Source organism: Protofrankia sp. CiP3, from assembly GCF_917627345.1.
Taxonomy (GTDB): Bacteria; Actinomycetota; Actinomycetes; order Frankiales; family Frankiaceae; genus Protofrankia.
In genome coordinates, this window is the sequence record NZ_CAKJTM010000018.1 from 1 (window position 1) to 16,913 (window position 16,913).

15 protein-coding genes are annotated in these 16,913 nt (G+C 69.6%); 10 read left to right on the top strand and 5 right to left on the bottom strand.

The window, feature by feature from the left end; genetic code table 11:
- Nucleotides 1-81: 81 nt before the first annotated feature.
- The 3 genes from MJ797_RS09335 to MJ797_RS09345 are packed head-to-tail and all read right to left on the bottom strand — an operon-like array spanning nt 82 to nt 2,830.
- Nucleotides 82-750, bottom strand: coding sequence for an E3 binding domain-containing protein (locus MJ797_RS09335; protein ID WP_239333740.1), 669 nt, complete (start codon nt 748-750; stop codon nt 82-84).
- A 4-nt stretch (nt 751-754) separates the two neighbouring features.
- On the bottom strand, nt 755-1,738 hold the full coding sequence (locus MJ797_RS09340) for an alpha-ketoacid dehydrogenase subunit beta (protein ID WP_239333742.1): 984 nt from the start codon (nt 1,736-1,738) through the stop codon (nt 755-757).
- A gap of 39 nt (nt 1,739-1,777) precedes the next feature.
- A complete protein-coding gene (locus tag MJ797_RS09345) occupies nt 1,778-2,830 on the bottom strand; it encodes a thiamine pyrophosphate-dependent dehydrogenase E1 component subunit alpha (protein ID WP_239333744.1) in 1,053 nt (350 codons plus the stop codon).
- A 289-nt stretch (nt 2,831-3,119) separates the two neighbouring features.
- Between MJ797_RS09345 and MJ797_RS09350 the strand changes: the two genes are divergently transcribed.
- From MJ797_RS09350 to efeB, 3 genes are all read left to right on the top strand, one after another.
- Nucleotides 3,120-4,655 carry an AMP-binding protein gene (locus tag MJ797_RS09350; protein WP_239333887.1) on the top strand — a complete coding sequence of 512 codons (1,536 nt, stop codon included), beginning with the start codon at nt 3,120-3,122 and terminating at the stop codon, nt 4,653-4,655.
- Nucleotides 4,656-4,885: 230 nt separating this feature from the next.
- Complete coding sequence (gene efeU / locus MJ797_RS09355) at nt 4,886-7,030, top strand: iron uptake transporter permease EfeU (protein ID WP_239333746.1); 2,145 nt, start codon at nt 4,886-4,888, stop codon at nt 7,028-7,030.
- A 95-nt stretch (nt 7,031-7,125) separates the two neighbouring features.
- Nucleotides 7,126-8,460 carry an iron uptake transporter deferrochelatase/peroxidase subunit gene (gene efeB / locus MJ797_RS09360; RefSeq protein ID WP_374581859.1) on the top strand — a complete coding sequence of 445 codons (1,335 nt, stop codon included), beginning with the start codon at nt 7,126-7,128 and terminating at the stop codon, nt 8,458-8,460.
- Between the two features lie 183 nt (nt 8,461-8,643).
- Here the strand turns inward: efeB and MJ797_RS09365 are convergent, their stop codons facing one another.
- Nucleotides 8,644-9,501 (bottom strand): SDR family oxidoreductase, encoded by an 858-nt coding sequence (locus MJ797_RS09365; RefSeq protein WP_239333750.1) that lies wholly within the window; start codon nt 9,499-9,501, stop codon nt 8,644-8,646.
- 136 nt (nt 9,502-9,637) lie between these two features.
- On the opposite strand from MJ797_RS09365, the gene MJ797_RS09370 reads away from it, so the two are divergent.
- The 7 genes from MJ797_RS09370 (at nt 9,638) to MJ797_RS09400 (ending at nt 15,315) form a co-directional block, all read left to right on the top strand.
- The gene (locus MJ797_RS09370; RefSeq protein ID WP_239333752.1) at nt 9,638-10,063 is read left to right on the top strand and encodes a helix-turn-helix domain-containing protein; all 426 of its coding nucleotides are present in this window, start codon (nt 9,638-9,640) and stop codon (nt 10,061-10,063) included.
- A gap of 185 nt (nt 10,064-10,248) precedes the next feature.
- The gene (locus MJ797_RS09375) at nt 10,249-10,395 is read left to right on the top strand and encodes a hypothetical protein (RefSeq protein ID WP_239333754.1); all 147 of its coding nucleotides are present in this window, start codon (nt 10,249-10,251) and stop codon (nt 10,393-10,395) included.
- 51 nt (nt 10,396-10,446) lie between these two features.
- Nucleotides 10,447-12,168 (top strand): helix-turn-helix domain-containing protein, encoded by a 1,722-nt coding sequence (locus MJ797_RS09380; RefSeq protein ID WP_239333756.1) that lies wholly within the window; start codon nt 10,447-10,449, stop codon nt 12,166-12,168.
- A gap of 136 nt (nt 12,169-12,304) precedes the next feature.
- Complete coding sequence (locus tag MJ797_RS09385) at nt 12,305-13,708, top strand: SRPBCC family protein (protein ID WP_239333758.1); 1,404 nt, start codon at nt 12,305-12,307, stop codon at nt 13,706-13,708.
- Complete coding sequence (locus tag MJ797_RS09390; RefSeq protein ID WP_239333760.1) at nt 13,693-14,037, top strand: 2Fe-2S iron-sulfur cluster-binding protein; 345 nt, start codon at nt 13,693-13,695, stop codon at nt 14,035-14,037. Before MJ797_RS09385 ends, MJ797_RS09390 begins: the two co-directional genes overlap by 16 nt.
- 22 nt (nt 14,038-14,059) lie before the next feature.
- The gene (locus tag MJ797_RS09395) at nt 14,060-14,266 is read left to right on the top strand and encodes a hypothetical protein (protein WP_239333762.1); all 207 of its coding nucleotides are present in this window, start codon (nt 14,060-14,062) and stop codon (nt 14,264-14,266) included.
- A complete protein-coding gene (locus tag MJ797_RS09400; protein WP_239333764.1) occupies nt 14,263-15,315 on the top strand; it encodes an NADP-dependent oxidoreductase in 1,053 nt (350 codons plus the stop codon). The genes MJ797_RS09395 and MJ797_RS09400 overlap by 4 nt, the downstream gene beginning before the upstream one ends.
- 134 nt (nt 15,316-15,449) lie before the next feature.
- Here the strand turns inward: MJ797_RS09400 and MJ797_RS09405 are convergent, their stop codons facing one another.
- Entirely contained in the window at nt 15,450-16,610 is a 1,161-nt protein-coding gene (locus MJ797_RS09405) for an epoxide hydrolase family protein (protein ID WP_239333766.1), read from the bottom strand.
- Between the last annotated feature and the right edge of the window lie 303 nt (nt 16,611-16,913).

Genomic DNA, 16,913 nt, shown 5'->3' on the forward strand with positions numbered 1-16,913 from the left:
GGGAATGGACCGGCCTGGGGGTGGGGGGTGCCGGTGTCGCAGCCGGTTCCACGCCGCGGGTGCCGTCCCTGAACGACTTCGTCATCCGGGCGGCGGCGGTAATGCGCGATCGCGTGTGTCGGCGGCGGCCGCGAGGTCCACGTCCGCCCGGCGGATGCGTCCGCCCGCCCCGGTGCCGGCCACCGTGGCGAGGTCGACGCCGAGGGTCTCGGCGTGCCGGCGCACCAACGGGGCCGGCGGTGGCGGGGCGGCAGTTGGCGGGATGGCCGCTGGCGGGATGCCGGGAACCGCCGGGCGCGCGGTGGTCGCGGCGGTGGTCGCGGCGGCAACGGTGGTCACCCGGGCGGTCGCCGCCGCCTCGATGTCCTCGGAGACGATCCGGCCATCTGGACCGGTGCCCTGGACGGCCGTGAGATCGATGTCGTGTTCCCGCGCCACCCGGCGGGCGTTCGGGGACGCGAAGCGCCGCTCGGCCGGCGCGGGGCGGGCCCGCGGTCCGCCGGGCGGCACCTCTCCCGCGGCGAGCAACCAGCCCACGAGCGCGCCTGGCGGCAGCGTGGCCCCGGCCGCGACGACCGGATGGAAGAGTCCCTCCCCCTCGGCCTCGACGTCCGCGTCGACCTTGTCGGTGGCGAGCCTCATGATCACATCACCGGGACGGACCAGACCACCGGCCGGCACGACCCATTCGGTGATCGTGCCTTCCCGCATCGTCAGCCCGAGCTTGGGCAGCAGCACCTCGACAGCCATGGCGTCAGCCTCGGGCGAGCAGCCGGCGGCAGCCGTCGGCTATCCGGGTGCGGTCGGGGATGTACGCCCGCTCCAGCACCGGGCTGAACGGCACCGGGGTGAACGGCGCGCCCAGGCGCGACACCGGCGCGTCGAGGTAGTCGAAAGCGGCCTCCTGGACCTGCGCGGCGATCTCCGCGCCGATGCCACCGAACCGTACGGCCTCGTGCACCACAAGCACCCGGTTGGTGCGCACCACCGACTGCACGATCGTCTCGCTGTCCAGCGGCTGCACGGTGCGGGGGTCGATGACCTCGACCGAGACGCCCTCGGCCGCGAGCTCCTCGGCGGCGGCCAGCGCCTCGACGGTCATCCGGCCCAGCGCCACGACGGTGACGTCGTCACCGGTACGCAGCGTGGCGGCCGTGCCGATCGGCACCTCGTAGATCTCCTCGGGCACCTCGCCTCTGGATCCGAGCAGCGCCTTGTTGAGCATCACGATGACCGGGTTGTCGTCACGCACAGCGGAGACGATCATCCCTTTGGCGTCCGCCGGGGTGGCAGGCATGAGCACCTTGAGGCCCGGGGTGTGCGCAAGCCATGCTTCCAGGCTCTGGGAGTGCTGCGCGGCGGCGCCGAGCCCGGCACCCGCCGCGGTCGTGATCGTGAGCGGGACGCTGACCGAGCCGCCGTACATGAACTTCATCTTCGCCGCCTGGTTGACCACCTGGTCCATGCAGACGCCGAGGAAGTCCATGAACATCAGGTCGCACACCGGCCGCAGGCCACGGGCGGCGGCGCCCACACCGAGGCCGATGATCGCAGCCTCGGAGATGGGGGTGTCCACAACACGGCGCGGCCCGAACTCCGACAGCAGCCCGTCGAACATGTGGAAGACCCCGCCGTAGCCGGCGACATCCTCACCGGCTACGAACACGTCGTCGTCGTCGCGCATGACCTGCGCGAGGCCCTCGTTGAACGCTTTGACGTAGGTCAGAGTGCGTGTCATCGGCCGTTGAGCTCCTTTCACCGCTGGTCGCCGTGGGCGTCACACGCTGTAGACATCCCGGGCGATGTCGGCCGGGTCCGGCTCGGGACTCGCCGCGGCGAAGGCGATCGCCGCGGCGACCTCGGCCCTGGTCTGCGCCCAGATCTCCGCAAAACGCTCCGGCGCGACCGTGCCGGCCGCGGTGGCCCCGCTCTCCAGCAACTTGATCGCGTCACGTTCCTTCCAGGCGTCGATCTCCTGCTGGGTGCGGTACGGGATGCGCAGGCCCTTGACACCCTGATGATCGTAGTAACGGTAGGTCTTGGCCTCGACCAGCGTCGGGCCGCCACCGGACCGGGCCCGCTCCACCGCGCGCAGGGTGGCCGCCCGGACGGCGGCCGCGTCCATGCCGTCACAGATCTCGCTCGGCATGCCGTAGGCCGCCGCGCGATCGGCAACATCGGTGAGCAGCATGTGCCGGGCCTGCGGGGTGAACTCGGCATAGCCGTTGTTCTCGCAGACGAGCACCACCGGCAGGCGCAGCACGGCGGCGAGGTTGGCTGCCTCGTGGAAGCTGCCGATGTTGGAGGCGCCGTCGCCGAAGAAGGCCATCGCGACGGTGCCGTCGCGGCGGTAGGCGCCGGCGAACGCCGCGCCCACCGCGATCGGGATGCCCGCGCCCACGATCCCGTTCGCGCCGAGCATGCCGATCGACAGGTCGTTGATGTGCATGCTCCCGCCCCGGCCGTGGCAGTAGCCGTCGGCCCGGCCGTACAGTTCGGCGAACATCCGGCGGAAGTCCGCGCCCTTGGCGACCGCATGGCCATGCCCGCGGTGGGTGGAGGTGATCTGGTCTTCGTCCCGCAGCGTGCTGATCGCGCCAGCGGCGACCGCCTCCTGCCCGACGTAGAGATGCAGGAAACCGGGCAGCGTGCCGGCCTCCATCAGCCGGCCGGCCTCGGTCTCGAACACCCGGATGCGCACCATCCGGCGGTGCAGGTCCAGGAGCACGCCCGCGTCGGCACCGGCGTCGGCGTTGGTGGTGGCGACGGCCGCGGGCCGGGCGGGCCGGGCGGGCCGGGCGCTCTGGTCGGCCGCGACGGCTCGCGTCATGATGCCTGCCCCTCTCTCCCTGGCCCGGCGTCCGCGCACAGCGGACCGCTGCGCCGTCCGAGCATCCTGGAGTTTGTCGAAATGGACTCTAGTAAGAGATGCCTCCCCACACCAGACTCATAGCCGATGTTTGTCGTTGGCCCCCACAGCAAGAGCGCCCGCGGTGCCCACGGCGGAGGCCGGAACTGTTTCTTGACTGCTCTTACAGTTATGGGTCTACATTCGACGTGACCAGCAAGCACGCAGCCGGCAGACGTGAGAAGCGGGGCGGTGAGGTCCGTTGGAGCTGGTGGGGATCGGTGCGCGGGCACGGCGTGAGCCGGCTGGCGTCGCCCTCGTCGACGACACCGGCCAGCTCACATGGGCGGAGCTCGCCGACCAGATACGCGCCGTGGCCGCCGAGATGCTTGCCGTCGCGGGCGGTGACGGCGCGCGGGTCGCCGTCACCGGTGAGAACCTCATCCCAACCCTTGTCGCGCATGCCGCGGGCATCTGCGCCGGGGTCGGTACCGTGGCGCTGTCCCGCCAGCTCACCGCCGGTGAGTTCGCCGACCTGCTCGTGGACGCCGGCGCGGTGGCCGCCGTCGCCGGGCCGGCTGGCCGCGAGGGCATCGCCCGGGCCGCCACGTCCGCGCGGTTACGTGCCGTTATCGTCCACGGCGCCGCCCCCGAACCGCACCCCGGCTGGACGGACTGGACGGACTGGACGGGTAGTGACCGGCCGTTGCCGACCATCGCCGGCCGGCCCGCCCGGCCGCCTCTCGTCTACACATCCGGCACCACCGGGCGGCCGCGGGCCACCGAGGTGCGCTGGACCGCGCCGGCCCCCGGCACCGCGGCCGGCTATGCCGCCGCGCTGGCTACCCGCTCGGCTTTCCCGCCCGGCCCGCACCTCGTGGTCGGGCCGCTGGCACACAATGGCCCGCTCAGCTGCCTGCGCCATCTGCTGTCCGGGCAGCCCGTGATCATACTCGGCCGGTTCGACGCGGAGCGTGTGCTGCGGCTCATCGAGGCCCACCGGGTGACGTCGTCGGTGATGGTCCCGACGCACTTCGCCCGGCTGCTCGCCCTGCCCGCGGGCGTACGCGGTCGCTACGACGTGACCAGCCTGCGCAGTGTCTCCCACACCGGGTCAGCCTGCCCGCCCGACACCAAACGGGCAATGATCAACTGGTTCGGGCCGGTGCTGGTGGAGTCGTATGGAGGCAGCGAGGCGGGCACTGTCTGCCGCATCACAAGCGACGAATGGCTTGCCCGGCCCGGGTCGGTCGGGCGATGCGTACCACCGTTCGAGGCGGTCGTCCTCGACGCGGACAACGCGCCGGTGGGCGTCGGCGAGATAGGTGTGCTGGGTTTTCGCGCCCCGGCCGACCGGGGCATCCGTTATCACGGCGACCCCGTCAAGACCGCGGCCGCCTACCTCGCGCCCGGTGTGTTCACGCTCGGCGACATCGGCTTCGTCGACACGGATGGTTACGTCCACATCACCGACCGGCTCGCGGACATGGTCGTCTCCGGTGGGGTGAACCTCTACCCGGCCGAGTGCGAACGTGTGCTGGCGGACCACCCGGCGGTCGTGGACGTGGCCGTGATCGGTGTGCCCGACGCGGACCTGGGCGAGACGCTACGGGCGCTGATCGTGCCCCGTGGAGAACCGCCGGGCCCAGGCGAGCTCGACCGCTTCTGCCGGCTGTCACTCGCATCATACAAATGCCCCAAATCATACGAAATGGTCGCAGACCTTCCCCGTAACGCCATGGGGAAGCTTGACAAAAAAGCGTTACAACGCTCTTACTGGCGCTCTGAGCGCACCATCGCGGGATGACATCCCGTACATCAGGGCAACCCGCCAGACATCATGATCAGCCATGATGCCCAGACGGGACCACCCACGGAGAGCACGCCCACCCGCACGCCAGCCGCCCGGCTGACCAGACGGACAGCTGTCTTCTGATCTCATCTGAAACCTGATGATGCTCTCTAATTAAGTGAAGTTTACTTATACTTCTGATAACCTCCGCTAGGTCGACATCAGCGATCACGGAGGTATCAGGCGTGTGGAGTGAGGTTGTCCCGAACCTGCTCATCGGGTTACGTGAAGGTCTGGAAGCGGGTCTGATCGTCTCGATTCTGGTCGCCACGCTTGTGCGTGCCGGCGAGCGGGCGCGCCTGCCCCAGGTCTGGACGGGCGTGCTGGCCGCCGTCGCGCTCTCCGCAAGCTTCGGTGCCGTCCTGACCTTCGCAGCCACCGAGCTGTCGACCAAGGCCCAGGAAGCGTTCAGCGGCATCCTGAGCCTGGTCGCGGTCGGGTTCGTCACCATAATGATCTTTTGGATGCGCAGCTCGGCGCGGGCGCTGTCCAGTGAGATCAGCGAAAAGATCACGGCTGCGCTGGCACTCGGGCCGGGCACGTTGATCATCACCGCGTTCCTGGCCGTCGCCCGGGAGGGGCTGGAGACGTCCCTGTTCGTCTGGACGACCACCCGCGGCGCGTCCGAATCGGTCGCTCCGCTGCTCGGAGCCTGCGCCGGCCTCGCGCTCGCCACCGGTTTGTGCGTCGGCATGTACCGGCGGGCCGTGAAGATCAACCTGACGAAATTCTTCACGCTCACCGGCATCGGGCTCATCGTGATCGCGTCCGGCGTGGCCGGCTACGGCCTACGTGATCTACAGGAGAGCGGCATCCTGCCCGGCATCGACGCGGCCGCGTTCAACCTCGGCGCCACCGTCGACCCGAGCTCGTGGTACTCCAGGCTCGTCGAGGGCATCTTCAACATCACGCCGCGTATGAGCGTGCTCCAGGTCGTCGGCTATCTCGGCTATCTGATCCCGGTCATGGTCCTGTTCGTCCGGGGCATCCGCCCCGCCCCGGCGGCACCCGCAGCTGTGCCGGCTGCCACCGCGTCGGCAACCACCGCGCCGGCAGCCAGCGGGGCCGAGGTGCCCCGGCCGGCGCCAGCCGAACCGGCACCGGCACCAGCACCAGCACCAGCACCAGCACCAGCACCAGCACCAGCGGCTACCAAATCACGGCGGGTGCCTCGGTGGGTACTCCCAGCGGCCCTGGTGGCGGTGCCGGCCGTTGCCGCTGGCGGCGCCATCCTCGCCCTCGGCCCGTCCGCCCCAACCGGCGGCACGACGATCGAGGCGACCTCCGCTTCCTGCGTCACAGCCTGGGAGGCTCCGCGGCCGGGCCGCATGATGTTCACTGTCCGCAACACCGGTGGGCAGACCATGGAGATACGCTTCATCGACCCGGCAAACGGGGCGATCCACGCCGAGATCGAACTGCTCGCGCCGGGCACCAGCCGGCCGCTGTCCGTGACCATCGGTGGTGGCACCTATGCCTGGCAGTGCCTGCCCGACGGCGGGGAGCCCGTCGTCTCGGCGAGCCGGCGGGTAGCCGGGTCGAGCGCCGGCGGGCAGGCGATCATCCCGGTCACCGAGGAGACCTTGAAGGCACCGGTGGAGGCCTACCGGGCGTTCGTCACCGCCGGCCTGGCCACGCTGCAACGCGACACCGACACGCTTCGGGCTGACATCGAGTCAGGTGACCTCGACGCGGCCCGTCGCGACTGGCTCCCGGCTCATCTCGGCTACGAACGCCTCGGCGCCGCCTACGGCACGTTCGGCGATTTCGACGCGTCGGTCAACGGCCAGCCCGCTGGCCTGCCGGACGGCGTCAGCGACCCGGACTTCGCCGGGTTCCACCGCGTCGAGTACGGGCTGTGGCACGGCGAATCGATGGACTCGTTGAAAGCGGCCGCCGCGAAACTCGCCGATGCCGTCGGTGCGCTCGCCACGGCCTTCCCGACCCAGGAACTCGATCCGAACGACCTGGCCCTGCGCAGCCATGAAATTCTCGAGAACACCCTCGAGTTCCAGCTCACCGGTGCCGCCGACCAGGGCAGCAACACAACGCTGGCAACGGCCGCGGCGAACGTGGACGGCACCCGCGAACTGTTGACAATCATCACACCGCTGCTGGCGGCCCGTGCGCCAGCGACGCTGGCGGCGTCCGAACGCGAGCTCGACGCGTTCGGATCGCTCCTGGCACGGATCGCCCACCCCGCCGGGACCTGGATCGCTCCGGCCGCCCTCCCCCGCGCAGACCGGCAGCACTTGAACGGCAGCCTCGGCGCGCTGGTGGAAACCCTCGCGCCCATCCCGGACATCCTGGAAATCAGGAGCGCCGGATGACCGGGCCCGGCCTGCCCAGCCCCAACACCAACACCAACACCAACACCAACACCACCGCATCCTCTGCCGCGCCGTCCTCCGGAGTGCCACCCATCATGGCCGAAGCGTCCGAACCGTCACCGCCGCCGCGGCAGGCAACCGCCGCTGACACCGCCACCACAGCCGTCACCAGCTGTCCGGTGCCCCGGCGCCGCGCCGGGTTCGCCAGGGGCGCGCTCGGGCGCCGGTCCTTTCTCGCTGGCGCGCTGGCCGCGGGCGCGGCCGTGGGCGCCGGGGGCACCGTGCTGGCCACCACCGCCAACGCCGACGACGGCAGCCCCAGGAGCTCCGACGAGGTGGTCGCCTTCCACGGGACCCACCAGGCCGGGATCATCACACCACCACCGGCGGCGGCGGTGTTCGCGTCCTTCGACGCGATCACGACGGACCGGGCCGGGCTTGTCGACCTGTTCAGGACAATCACCGAACGGGCCCGTTTCCTGACTGCCGGCGGCACCCCGGTCGACCTCGGCACGACCGCCCCGCCGTCGGACAGCGGCATCGTCGGGCCCGCGGTGCCCCCGGACGCGCTGACCGTCACCGTCGGTGTGGGCGCATCCCTGTTCGACAACCGGTTCGGCCTGGCCGACCGAGCGCCGCGCCACCTCACACCGATGCGCACCTTCCCCAACGACAACCTGGACGCGACGCAGTGCCATGGCGACATCAGCCTCCAGCTGTGTGCGCACAGCCGCGACACCGTGCTGCACGCGCTGCGTGACATCGCCCGGCACACCCGCGGCGGCATGCAGCTGCGGTGGCGCATCGACGGCTTCCAGAACCAGCCCCGGCCGTCGGGAGCCCAACGCAACCTGCTCGGCTTCAAGGACGGCATCGCCAATCCGGACGTGACCAGCGCCGCCGAGCTGGACCGGCTGGTCTGGGTGCGCGGCGGCGACGAGCCCGCCTGGACCACGGGCGGCTCCTACCAGGTCATCCGGGTCATCCGGATGCTGGTGGAGTTCTGGGACCGGGTCTCCCTCAACGAGCAGGAAATGATGATCGGCCGGCGCCGGGACACCGGCGCGCCGCTGGACGGCACGGCCGAGACCGACACCCCGGCCTACGCCGGTGACGCCGACGGGAAGATCATCCCGCTCGACGCGCACATCCGGCTGTCCAACCCCCGCACGGCCGAGACCGCCGACTCCCGTATCCTGCGCCGCGGCTACAACTACGACCGGGGCATCGACACCAACGGCAACCTCGACATGGGCCTGGCCTTCTGCTGCTACCAGCAGGACATCGCCCGCCAGTTCGAGGCGACCCAGACCCGGCTCATCGACGAGCCGCTGGTCGACTACATCAGCCCGACCGGTGGCGGCTACTTCTTCGTCCTGCCCGGCGTCCGGGACGCCGCCGACCACCTCGGCCGCACCCTGCTCACCTGACCCTGCTCACCTGACCCTGCTCACCTGACCCCGAATGCCGGCCTGGCCGGACGAGGGAGAGCCGGTGGCGGGCTGGGACCGGGTAACACCGGCCCGCCACCGGCCATGATCGCTGCTATCAGGCACATATACCCAATAACCGATTCCGGGCCTGCCCCGGCCCCGCCTACCGCCTTCGCCCGGTCAGGCCTTGGCGGCGACGGCTACCGCGTCGGCGAGGCTGGTGGTGGGGCGGCCGAGCAGGCGGCGCAGGTCGCCACTGTCGGTGGTCAGCTCGCCGCGGCCGATGCCGAGATCCGAGTCGGCGAGCAGGCTTGCGAAGGCCTCGGGGACACCAACGTCGACGAGAGCTTTGGTGTACTCCTGGGCAGGCAGGTTCTGGTAGACGACCGTCCTGCCGCTCTGGCGGGAGACCTCGGCGGCCAGCTCGGTCATCGTGAAGGGCTCGTCACCGCCCAGTTCGTATACGGCGCCCGCCTGGCCGGCACCCAGCAGGACGGCAGCCGCCGCGGCGGCGAAGTCGGCGCGGGTGGCGCCGGCGATCCGGCCGTCGCCCGCGGCGCCGAGGAGCACGCCGTGTTCGAGCGCGGGAGCGAGGTTGTCGGTGTAGTTCTCGATGTACCAGCCGTTACGCAGGAAGACGAACGGCAGGCCGGAGCCGCGGATGATCGACTCGGTGGCCTTGTGCTCCGTGGCCAGTGCCAGACCGGTGGTGTCGGCGTTGAGGATGCTTGTGTACGCGATGCGGCCGACGCCGGCCGCGACGGCCGCATCCACGATGTTGCGGTGCTGGGCCGCGCGCTGGCCGACCTCGTTGGAGGAGATCAGCAGCAGCCTGTCCGTGCCGGCGAGGGCGGTGGCGAGCGTCTCGGGCCTGGTGTAGTCGGCCTCCCGGACCTGCACGCCGCGGGCGGCGAGATCGGCGGCCTTCTCAGGGCCGCGCACGGCCGCGACGACGTCGTCGGCGGGCACGCCGCGTTCCAGCAGCTCCTCGATGACAAGGCGGCCGAGGTGCCCGGTGGCGCCGGTAACAGTGATCATAGCTTTCTCCCTGGTGGTCGATCTGATGTTGCCCGTGCGGTAGGCACGCCAGGAGTGTACTAACTATTGGTAAGTGTAGTCACATTGGTTAGTACGGTTGATGGGGATGGCGCCCCGGGTCGCTACAGTGGTTACCATGAGCCGCTTGATCCCCACGACGGCCGCGTCCGCCGACCCGGCGGACGCTCTGGCCGCCGATGTCTTCGCCCGCGCATGCCCCTCGCGGCGGACGATGGAGACCGTCACCAGCAAGTGGGGGATCCTCGCCCTGGCAGCGTTGACCCAGGGCGAATACCGGTTCAACGCGCTGCGCCGCAGAGTCGACGGGGTCAGCGAGAAGATGCTGTCGCAGACGCTACAGGCGCTGGAACGCGACGGGCTGGTCCGCCGGGACGTCCAGGCGACCATCCCGCCACGCGTGGAGTACAGCCTGACGCCGCTCGGCGTGCGCATCGCGGCGAAGCTGCGCGAGCTGATAGATCTCATCGAGAGCGAGATGCCAGCGGTGATCGCGGCCCAGACGCGCTACGACCGGGCAAAGCCCCCTGCCTCGTCGGCCTGACGGTTCCTGGCGGCAGCCGGCGCACACGCCGCCAGGAACCCCGACAGGGCCGTCAGCCGTAGGTAATGACAACGGACGACCTGAATACCTTCCCCTGCAGCGCCGCCCATACAAACAATCGTCGCGCTCTCTGGCCCTCCAAAAAAAGTGGGATCGCTGATTGCAAATCCGGCTGGAACAGAAGCGTGACAGGGCCGTTCGGCGGTCGGCAACGGATCCGGCACGGGCTGGGACGCTGGGACGGCATACGGGCGATGACCTGCGGGAATGGCGTGGTGTGGGACGCCGAGGCTGGGACGGCCGGGCCCGATCCCGCCGAGGCGGTATCCTAATCCCTCCGACGCACCGCCCTGACGAGGGGCGAGATTCCGGGGGCCTGGTCGATGGCATCACGCGCTGAGGAACTGGGTGACTTCCTCGCGGAACTGAAACAGCGCAGTGGCCGTAGTTACGAGTGGATCGGCAGGAAGGTCAGCGCGGGTAAATCCACCGTGCAGCGCTACTGCACCGGCTATTCCGTGCCGCCGGAGTTCGGCACGCTCGAGCGCATCGCCCGGGTGTGCGGCGCGAACAGCGACGAGATAGCACGGCTGTTTCGGCTGTGGGAACGCGCCATCTCGGCAGCTGCCGAGGTTTCGACCAGAGATAATGGCGCGGGCCTGGCCACGGATGGCAGCGAGCGGAAGAACGCCACCGAAGCCGCCGAGGCGGTGACGGTTCTCGGCGGGCCACCGGCGCGGGCACCGGCCGCGGTGGACGCCATCCCATCACGGCCGGCCAGCTGGTGGCGACGCCGCCGGCACTGGGCCTGGCTGGCCAGCCTCGGGCTGAGCGTTGTGCTCATCACCCTGACCACCGCGGTGAGCGGCCCGCCTTCCCGGCAGCCATCCGTCCCCGCGTCGCAGTGGATTACCGGCCCGGCCTGGGAACAACCGGCGCGGCCCGTGCCACCCACCCTGTTCGGCGTCACGATCAACAGCCAGACTGGGATCATGCCGTCCTTCAGGGTCGGCGCGGTCCGGCTCTGGGACAGCGGCACCCAATGGGTGAACATCGAGCCCGACCGCGGAACGTTCGACTGGGCCGGGCTGGACCGCGAGGTGGCCGGAGCGCAAAGCGCGGGACTGCCGGTGTTGTTTACCTTCGGCGGGACTCCCGGATGGGCGAGCCCGGCGGGTCCCGTGGGACCCTACCGGGAAAAGCCACGCACCACACCGCCGGACGACCTCGCCGACTGGGACGTGTTCGTGGCCGCTCTGGCCGGTCGTTACCAGGGCCGGATCGAAGCATACGAGCTGTGGGTGCTGGCCACGGACATCCGCTTCTACAACGGTAGTGTCGAAACCCTGGTCGAGATGACCCGGCGGGCGAGCGGGATCATTCGTGCGGCCGATCCGAAGGCGACGGTTGTCTGCCCGGGGATGGGAAACCTGTGGGTGCCCGACGGCCGGCGGATGTTACAGCGGTTTGCCGAGCTCGGCGGATACAACTACTGCGACGTCGCCAGCGTCAAGCTCTACCAGCGCATGACGTCCGACCCGCCGGAAACCATGGTGGAACTCGCCACCACGATCGACAGGGCGTTTCATGAAGCCGGGGTCCACCCACCGCTGTGGAGTACCGGCACCTTCTATCAGATCAGCAGCCAGGATCACCTGCCGGAGGAACAGGCCCGCAACTTCGCGGTGCGCTTCTACCTGGCCGGTATCTACGCACGCTCGGTCAACCTCGAACGGATGTACTTCTACAACTGGGGCGGCATCAAGATCCCGATTGTTCTCCAGGCCGTGGACGGTGCCCCCACCCAGGCCGCGCTCGCGGTCGAGCAGCTGCAACGCTGGCTCGTCCATGCACAGAGCCGGGCCTGCGGCCACGGCCTGGCGATCAGGCTGCCGGACAACGTCTGGCAGTGCCTGTTCACCATTGTCGAACCCGATCGGCGCTACGACGCGACGATCCGGTGGACCGACCACGGCACCGCGACCACCACCGCCGAACCCGGCGTCGCGGCGATCCACCGGCTGGACGGCAGTACAACCGCCGTCCAGCCGGGAGACACCATCACTGTCACCGAGGAACCGATCCTCATCGAGCATCGGCCATAGGGCGTTCCCCGGCAGCCAGCTGGCATGGCCGCAGGCCCCGCAGCGTATTCCGGCCGGGGGGATTCCGGTGTGATCCCCTGCCTGGCGCCTGGCGACCGGTTACTATAGCCGGACACAAGAAACTTCGGGAGGCGTCATGGTCACGCAGGAGCCCGGCACCCGCGCCCGTTGCCCCGGCCCGTCCGCTCAGGACTACCTCGCCGCGGACACCCGGCCCGTGCCCGACGTCCTGCGGCTCACCGTGAACGAGTACCTCGGCAACGACGACATCGATGCCGAGCGCTACATCTCCCCCGCATGGCATCGCCTGGAGGTCGAGAAGCTCTGGCGGCGGGTCTGGCAGTTCGCCTGCCGAGAGGAGGACATCCCCGAGGTCGGTGACCACGAGATCTACGAGATCGCCGACGACTCGCTGCTGATCGTGCGGACCGCGCCGACCGAGATCCGGGCCTTCGTCAACGCCTGCCTGCACCGCGGGCGCAAGCTGCGCACCACCAGCGGGCACGTCCCGGAGTTCCGCTGCCCGTTCCACGGGTTCACCTGGAACATCGACGGCACCCTCAAGAGCATCCCGTGCGCCTGGGACTTCCCCCACGTCGACCGGGAGAAATTCAGCCTGCCCGAGGCGAAGGTCGCCACCTGGGGCGGCTTTGTCTTCATCAACATGGATCCCCACAGCGAGTCGTTCGAGACCTTCGCCGGCGATCTGCCGGACCACTTCGCCCGGTGGCCACTGGAAGACCGTTATACCTCGTTACACATCGCGAAGATCCTGCCCTGCAACTGGAAGATCGGGCAGGAGGCCTTCCTGGAGGCCTTCCACGTGATCGGCACCCACCCGCAGCTACTGGCCTGGATGGGCGACGCCAACTCCCAGTACGACGTGGTGGCCAGCGCCAACTGGGACCGCACGATCACCGTGCAGGGCGTGCCGAGCCCGCATCTGGCGGGCGGCGTGACCGAAGAGGATGTCCTGGAGAGCTTCTACTTCTCGCGCGGCTTCTACGCCTCGGCCCAGGGCCGGGACCTCACCGCGGCTGGCGGCGACCTACCGGAGATCCCAGCCGGTGGCACGGCCCGCGCGGTGCTCGCCGACCAGATGCGCGCCCAGTTGAGCGCGCTCTCCGGCGAGAGCCACGCGGAGGTCACCGACAGCGAGCTGCTGGACGCGGTCAACTACATTCTCTTCCCGAACTTCCACCCCTGGGCGGGGAAAAAATCGAATATCATCTATCGGTTCCGGCCCTACGGTAACGACCCCGACCGCTGTGTTGCCGAAATCTTCTTCCTGTCGGGATGGCCCAAGGGCACCCCGCGCCCGGCCCCGGCGAAGATCCGATGGGTGCCCGCGGGCATGAACATGGCGGACGTTCCCGAACTCGGTCTGCTGGGCCCGGTCTTCGACCAGGACCTCGCCAACCTGCCGTTCGTCCAGCAGGGCCTGAAGGCGACCCGTAAACCAGGCATAACGCTCGCGGACTATCAGGAAAGCCGCATCCGGCACTTTCACCACCTGCTCGACACGTGGATGTCACGCTGACCGCTCAGGTGACGGTAACGCCGTCCGGCATCGTGCTGGCCGTGGCCGAGAGCGAGACCGTCTTCAGCGCCGCCCGGCGGCACGGCCTGTGGTGGCCGACCGTCTGTGGCGGGCTCGGTACCTGCCGTACCTGCGTGCTGCGGGTCAGCGTGGGGGTGGCCAACTGCGGCCCGGTTGACGATCTTGAGCAGGAGGGGCTGACCGCCCTCGGTCCGGAGGCGGACGGGCGCCTCCGGCTGGCCTGCCGACTGCGTGTGACCGGCGCGGTCGTGGTCGTCAAGCGCGGCGTACGCCGTGTGGAGGAACTGCGCGGCCTGGAGGAGCTGTGAACGTGCGGTGAACGCAAAACCCATGAGCCTGACTCACCCGATCACCAAACAGGTGTACACGCTGACCGACGCCGGGCTGGTCGAGGTCCACGACCCGACGACCGGCCAGCGCGGCCTGTTCGACTCCGAGGGCCGCTGGCAGTCGGGCGAGATCCGTCACGCGGACCTGCAGATCACCGGCTGGGTCGGCCGCCGCGCCCGGCCGCGGGACGGGAAAACCCCGCCATGAGCACCACCGGGCGCCACACCCGGGTGGTGACGCTGGCCCGCCGTCCCGGTCCGGGTGGACCAGCGCCCGAGGACTTCACACTCACCGAACGAGCAGTGCCCGAGCTGGGTGCGGGCCAGCTTCTCGTCCGCAACGCCTTCATGAGCGTTGACCCGTCGATGCGGGGTCGCCTCGAGGAGACCGAGAAGCACTACACGACCAACTTCGCCGTCGGCGAGCCGCTGGACGGCTCCGCCATCGGGCGGGTGCTCGCGAGCCGCGTTCCCGGCATCCACCCAGGCGCGTGGGTGCGCCACCGGCTCGGCTGGCGAGAGCTGGCGATCGTCGAGGCGACGCCGGGAAACCCCGCGGCGTTCAGCGCCGTCGACGCCACGCGCGCCGCGCCGTCGGCCTGGCTCGGCATCCTCGGCCAGACCGGTTTCACCGCCTATGCCGGGTTGCTGCGTGCAGGCGAGCTGGCCAGGGGGGACGCTGTCTTCGTCTCCGCGGCCGGCGGGGCGGTCGGCAGCGCGGTCGGCCAGCTCGCCCGGCTGCTGGGTGCCGCCAGCGTCATCGGCAGCGCGGGCAGCGTGGCCAAGTGCCACCTGCTTACCACGGAGCTCGGCTTCGACGCCGCGGTCGACTACCGCGCGGAACCGATCGCGGCCGGGCTCGGGCGGGCCGCGCCGGACGGCATCGACCTGTACTTCGACAACGTCGGCGGCGACCACCTGGTGGCCGCGCTGCATGCTCTCCGGGTCGGCGGCCGGGTCGTCCTCTGCGGCATGATCTCCCAGTTCACCTCGACGGCACCCCGGCCCGGTATCGACCACCTCATCCAGGCTGTGCTCAGACGGGTGACCCTACGCGGGTTCATCATCCGCGACCACGAGGACCTGCGGACGGAGTTCACCGACCGTGTCTCGGGCTGGCTGCGGACCGGCGAGCTCGTATCCAGACAGACGGTCGTGGACGGCCTGGAAAACGCGTCCGCAGCCTTCCTCGGGATGCTACGGGGTGACAACGTCGGCAAGATGCTCGTCCGTGTCGACCCCGACGTCGAAGCATGACCGAAAGCCGCACAATCCGCCGGCCGCGGGTCTGGGAACGTGTGGCCGACGCCGAGGTCCTGGACGCCGAATCGACCGCGGCAGCGCCCAAGCCAAGGGTGCGGTAACAGACCTCGCCAACGCGGCAGAGCCGTTCAGAGCCGCTGGGTGCGGAAGAACGCGCGGACGTCGTCGACGAGCAGCTCGGGCTCCTCCATCGCCGCGAAGTGGCCGCCCCGGGCCATATCCGTCCAGTGACACAGGGTGGGGAAGGCTGCCTCGCACCAGCTACGAGGAGCCCGGACCATTTCGGCCGGGAACGCGGCATGGCCGAGCGGGACCGTGATCGGCGGGGGCGTGTGGCGCCGGCCGGGACCGATCGACTCGTAGTAGAGGCGGGTCGACGAGTTGATCGTCCCGGTCAGCCAGTAGATCGAGATATTGTCAAGCAGCCGGTCGTGACTGAAGCGAGATTCGATCGTGCCGTTGCAGTCGCTCCACCCGTGGAACTTCTCCACGATCCAGCCGGCGAGCCCGGCCGGCGAGTCGACGAGGCCGTAAGCCAGCGTCTGCGGCTTCGTACTCTGGATCCTCTGATAGCCGGTCTCGTAGTCGGCGAAATGCTTCACTTGGGCCAGGATGGCCAGGTCCGCTTCGTCCAGGCCGGCGGTCGGGTCGTTGCGGTCCGGTGGCGGCGCCGGCAGCAGATTGAGGTGGATGGCCCGTACTCGCTCGGGGGCCAGGCCGGCAGCCGTGGTGGTGACCGCGCTGCCCCAGTCGCCTCCCTGCGCGAAGAACCGCTCATAGCCCAGGCGGGTCATGAGCTCCAGAAAAGCGTCCGCGGCCCGGGTGATGTTCCATCCCCGCTCGGTCGTCGGACCTGAGAAGCCGTAGCCGGGCAGGGACGGGACGACGACATGGAAGGCGTCGGCCGGGTCACCGCCGTGGTTTGCCGGGTCGGACAGGGGGCCGAGCACCTGCCAGAACTCCGCCACCGAGCCCGGCCAGCCGTGGGTCAGCAGCAGGGGCCGGGCCGTCGGTTCGGGAGAGCGTGCATGGATGAAATGGATGCGCTGCCCGTCGATCCCGGTAGTGAACTGAGGAAAGGCGTTGGCCCGGGTCTGGAAGCCCGACCAGTCGTAGTCGTCCTTCCAGTACCGACACAGCTCGACCAGGAAATCGCGTTCGGTGCCGTACTCCCACCTGGTGCCGGGTATCTGGTCGGGCCACCTGGTCCGGGCCAGCCGGCCACGGAGATCGTCGATCTCGGCGGTGGTGACGCGCACATCAAAGGGCTCGATGGTCGGTGGGGTCATGGCCTGGTCCATTCGCGGGTCACGTCGGTGGGGGGTCGATGGGCACACTGTGGGTCTTTTAGCTGTGGGTCTTTTACAGGTCCGGCTGACGGGTCATCGACAACCATCTCTCAGAATGAGAGAAATTATATGACTAATTTGGGAACGTCAAGACGAGCTGTCCCCATCGTGATGGTCTGATACCGACGATGCGGCACGCGAGTAGCCCCTTCACCGACGTCGATCCGGTCAGCGGCCCGCTGTAGGCGTCCGCTGAGCGGATCAAAGGACCAGGGTGGCTCCCTGCGCCGCCGTGCGACGCAC

What these genes read in the sequence shown, in the direction of transcription:
- MJ797_RS09365 (WP_239333750.1), bottom strand. Translation starts at nt 9,501, where the DNA reads ATGATCACTGTTACCGGCGCCACCGGGCACCTCGGCCGCCTTGTCATC.
- MJ797_RS09395 (WP_239333762.1), top strand. Translation starts at nt 14,060, where the DNA reads ATGAGCCTGACTCACCCGATCACCAAACAGGTGTACACGCTGACCGAC.
- efeB (WP_374581859.1), top strand. Translation starts at nt 7,126, where the DNA reads ATGGCCGAAGCGTCCGAACCGTCACCGCCGCCGCGGCAGGCAACCGCC.
- MJ797_RS09400 (WP_239333764.1), top strand. Translation starts at nt 14,263, where the DNA reads ATGAGCACCACCGGGCGCCACACCCGGGTGGTGACGCTGGCCCGCCGT.
- MJ797_RS09370 (WP_239333752.1), top strand. Translation starts at nt 9,638, where the DNA reads ATGAGCCGCTTGATCCCCACGACGGCCGCGTCCGCCGACCCGGCGGAC.
- MJ797_RS09405 (WP_239333766.1), bottom strand. Translation starts at nt 16,610, where the DNA reads ATGACCCCACCGACCATCGAGCCCTTTGATGTGCGCGTCACCACCGCC.
- MJ797_RS09335 (WP_239333740.1), bottom strand. Translation starts at nt 750, where the DNA reads ATGGCTGTCGAGGTGCTGCTGCCCAAGCTCGGGCTGACGATGCGGGAA.
- MJ797_RS09340 (WP_239333742.1), bottom strand. Translation starts at nt 1,738, where the DNA reads ATGACACGCACTCTGACCTACGTCAAAGCGTTCAACGAGGGCCTCGCG.
- MJ797_RS09345 (WP_239333744.1), bottom strand. Translation starts at nt 2,830, where the DNA reads ATGACGCGAGCCGTCGCGGCCGACCAGAGCGCCCGGCCCGCCCGGCCC.
- MJ797_RS09385 (WP_239333758.1), top strand. Translation starts at nt 12,305, where the DNA reads ATGGTCACGCAGGAGCCCGGCACCCGCGCCCGTTGCCCCGGCCCGTCC.
- MJ797_RS09380 (WP_239333756.1), top strand. Translation starts at nt 10,447, where the DNA reads ATGGCATCACGCGCTGAGGAACTGGGTGACTTCCTCGCGGAACTGAAA.